The sequence below is a fragment of the Lactobacillus nasalidis genome, assembly GCF_016587775.1.
In the GTDB taxonomy this organism is placed as follows: Bacteria; Bacillota; Bacilli; order Lactobacillales; family Lactobacillaceae; genus Lactobacillus; species Lactobacillus nasalidis.
Window position 1 is genome coordinate 1 of sequence record NZ_BOCG01000348.1, and the last position, 3,805, is coordinate 3,805.

The following is a 3,805-nucleotide window of genomic DNA, read 5'->3' on the forward strand; positions in this document are numbered from 1 at the left end:
CAAGGCCGACGACGCCCTGCCGGAGGACCCGAAGCTGGTCGACACGGCCCTGGGGGTCAGCGCCAAGACGCCGCCGACCTTCATCTTCCAGTCCTGGAACGACCCGATCTGCCTGCCAACCAATGCCATGGCCTATGAGGAGGCCCTGTTCAAAAACGGGGTCAAGTGCGAGGCCCACATGTTCGACATCGGCTACCATGGCTACTCCCTGGCCACGCCCGACCTGTCCACGGAGGACATTTTCTGGCAGGGCAACCCGCACACGGCCCGCTGGTTCGAAATGAGCCTGGAGTGGCTGGAGCACCTTTTTTCAGGGATCGACTATGACCAAAACAAGGGGAAGCTGACCCAGCTGTACCAATAGAATAAATGACAAAAGAGCTGCTTTGGCAGCTCTTTTTTCGTTTGATAGCGGTAACTGCTTGCATCTGTCCCAGCTTTTTCTATACTAAGCTTGTAGAAAAAATGACAGCGCTTCAGCTGTTTTAAGATGAGAATTCGAGGAAACAAAATGACAGCAGAACAAAACAAGCAGGCAAAAGAACCTTGGTGGAAGCAGGCGGTCATCTACCAGATCTACCCCAAGTCCTTCCAAGACACCAACGGCGACGGGATCGGCGACTTGCAGGGGATCATCAAGCGCCTGGACTATTTGCAGGGGCTGGGCATCGATGCCATCTGGCTCTGCCCGGTCTACAAGTCCCCGGGCGTTGACAACGGCTACGACATCGCCGACTACGAGGCCATCGACCCCCAGTACGGAAGCATGGCCGACATGGACGAACTGATCAGGGAGGCCAAGAAGCGGGGGATCAGAATCGTGATGGACCTGGTGGTCAACCATACGTCCGACCAGCACCCTTGGTTCATTGAAGCCCGCGAGCATCCGGATTCCCCGGAACATGACTACTACGTTTGGGCCGACAAGGCCAACGGCCTGCGCTCCATGTTCTCCGGCAGCGCCTGGGAATACGATGAGCAGCTTGGTCAGTACTACCTGCACTTGTTTGCCAAGCAGCAGCCGGACCTCAACTGGAAGAACCCGGCCCTAAGGCGGAAGGTCTACGACTTGATGAACTTCTGGATCGACAAGGGGATCGGGGGCTTCCGGATGGACGTGATTGAGCTGATCGGCAAGCAGCCAGAAAAAGAAATCACGGCCAACGGGCCCAAGCTGCACGAATATTTGCAGGAGATGCACCGGGAGACCTTTGGCGACCTGGACTTTTTGACCGTTGGGGAAACCTGGGGAGCAACTTTGGACAACGCGCCGCTTTACAGCGACCCGGACAGAAAAGAACTGTCCATGGTCTTCCAGTTTGAGTTTACCGAGCTGGACACGCAAAAGGGCAAGGAAAAGTGGGATACCCGGCAGCTTGACTACGGCGAACTGAAGGCCGTTTTGGCCAAGTGGCAGCGGCTGGACTTCAAGCACAGCTGGAACAGCCTCTTTTGGAACAACCATGACCTGCCGCGGATCGTCTCTCGCTTTGGCGATGACGGCCAGTACCGCGAGCGCAGCGCCAAGATGCTGGCAATCCTCCTGCACGGCCTGCGGGGAACGCCTTACATCTACCAGGGCGAGGAGATCGGCATGACCAACTGCCCGGTTTCTTCCATCGATGAGGTTGAAGACATTGAAGCCCGGCGGATGTACCAGGAGCGCCTGGCGCAGGGGAGCAGGAAAGAAGACCTGATCAAGGCCATCAATGCCCGCGGCCGGGACAACGCCCGGACTCCGATGCAGTGGGACGGGTCGGCTTCAGCTGGTTTCACCACTGGCCAGCCTTGGCTGGCGGTCAACCCGAACTGCCGTGAAATCAATGTTGCCCAGGCCCTGGAAGATCCAGATTCGATTTATTATTTCTATAAGAAGCTGATTGCCCTTCGCCACCAGGAGCGGATTTTGACCGATGGCTCTTTTGAGCTCTTGGAGACAGCTGACGGCGTGATGGCCTACCGGCGGGAAAACGCCGCTGACAAGTGGCTGATCGTCTGCAACTTGACCGGCAAAGAGCAGCAAGTGTCCTTGCCGGACAAGGTCAAGGAAGTCCTGCTGGCCAACGTTCCCGTTCCGGAAGATCTGGGGCGGGCCGTCCTGCCGGCTTACGGCGCCTTCATTGCCCGTTTGGAATAATAAACAATAATCTAAATTTGTGAAAGCGAATTTTTAAATTTGCAAGCAAGGCGGAATTTTGTGATAGAATCTACAAGTAGGAAGTGAAGACAGGAAAAAATTAGACTAGGAATCCTTGATGGGAGGAAAACTGCTTGAAGAGAACCGCTACTTTAGAAGATGTGGCGCGCAAGGCCCACGTGTCGAAGATGACTGTTTCGCGGGTGATCAATCACCCCGAACTGGTTGCCCCGGAGCTGCAGGTCGTCGTTGAAGACGCCATGCACAAACTGAACTATCATCCCAACAACGCGGCCCGGGCCCTGGCCAAGAACCTGACCAGCGTGGTCAAGTTCGTCATTCTGGAAGACATCGATCAGACTGATCCGTACTTTACCAACGTTCTGTTCGGCATGGCAACCGAACTGAAGAAGAAGAACTACTCGCTGCAGCTGCTCTTGAAGGGGAGCCAGCTGGACCAGGGGGCGGCTGACGGCTACGTGATCACTGGCGCCAGAACCGCTGATTACGCCATGCTCAATGAGCTCAAGCAGCCTTTCGTTCTTTTTGGAGAAAACCGGGGCGGCTACGACTTCGTTGACACCAACAACCTGCTCGGTGAGACGATGGCGACCAAGTACGCCTTGAAGGCCGGCTACCGGAACGTAGTCTTTATCGGCATCGACGTCCGCGAGGCCTTTGAATTCTCCAGAGAAGCAGGGTACGTCAACACCATGCAGCAAAGCAAGAAGATTCCGAGCGTCTTTCGGGTGGACAACAGCGCGGCCGCGGCCCGCGAGTTCATCCAGGAGCACCTGGGCGAATTTCCGAAGAACACCTGCTTTGCCTGCGCCAGCGACCGGATCGCCATGGGCCTGATCCAGGGGCTGGTGGAAGCGGAAGCCAAGATTCCGGAAGACTTTGGCGTCATCGGCTATGACGGGGTAATGCTGGACAAGCTGTCCTCCCCGACGATCACGACCGTCAAGCAGAACCTGTGGGTCATCGGCGAGAAGCTGGCCGAACTGATTCTGCGCAAAATTTCGCAAAATGGCGCCCCGCAGGGCGAGGTCTTTATCGACCCGACCCTGAGCGAGGCCGAATCAACCAAATAGGCAAAAAGCATCCCTGCGGGGATGCTTTTTTGCGCTTTTGTTACCGATAACAAGCAGGGCAGGCTTGTAAGCGCTAACTGTCATCTGCTTAAATTTTTACTGGAGGAAAACGAATTATGACACAGCAGGATGCATGGCAAAAAAATGCCATTATTTATCAGATCTACCCGAAATCATTTCAAGACAGCAACGGCGACGGCATCGGCGACTTGAACGGCGTCCGCCAGCGGATTCCCTACTTAAAGCAGCTGGGAATCAATGCCGTTTGGCTGAACCCGATCTACCAGTCGCCAGGCGTTGACAACGGCTACGACGTCAGCGACTACTACCAGATCGACCCGGTCATGGGAACCATGGCAGACTTTGAAGCGCTCGTGGCCGATTTGCACCAGGCCGGGATCAAGCTGATCATGGACTTCGTCTTAAACCACACGTCCGACCAGCACCCCTGGTTCAAAGCCGCCTGTGCTGACCCGGCCAGCCCTTACCGGGACTACTACATTTTTGCCGGCAAAGACGGCGTCCGGCCCAACAACTGGGGCAGCTTCTTTGGCGGCAGCTGCTGGGCAGCCGA

At 56.0% G+C, this 3,805-nt stretch carries 3 protein-coding genes and 1 pseudogene; all 4 read left to right on the forward strand.

Annotated features, from left to right (window positions below):
• Positions 1 to 364, forward strand: a pseudogene (locus lacNas_RS06685) (alpha/beta hydrolase); the annotation flags it as partial.
• 147 nt (positions 365 to 511) lie between these two features.
• Positions 512 to 2,137 carry a glycoside hydrolase family 13 protein gene (locus lacNas_RS06690; RefSeq protein WP_201331111.1) on the forward strand — a complete coding sequence of 542 codons (1,626 nt, stop codon included), beginning with the start codon at positions 512 to 514 and terminating at the stop codon, positions 2,135 to 2,137.
• 134 nt (positions 2,138 to 2,271) lie between these two features.
• Positions 2,272 to 3,231: a LacI family DNA-binding transcriptional regulator gene (locus lacNas_RS06695; RefSeq protein WP_201331112.1), complete on the forward strand. Its 960-nt coding sequence runs from the start codon at positions 2,272 to 2,274 to the stop codon at positions 3,229 to 3,231.
• 116 nt (positions 3,232 to 3,347) lie between these two features.
• The coding region (locus lacNas_RS06700; protein ID WP_244661433.1) for an alpha-amylase family glycosyl hydrolase at positions 3,348 to 3,805 on the forward strand (458 nt) is incomplete at its 3' end.

Bases quoted from the DNA above. Each gene is read 5' to 3' on its own strand.
- lacNas_RS06690 (WP_201331111.1), top strand. From the start codon at position 512: ATGACAGCAGAACAAAACAAGCAGGCAAAAGAACCTTGGTGGAAGCAG.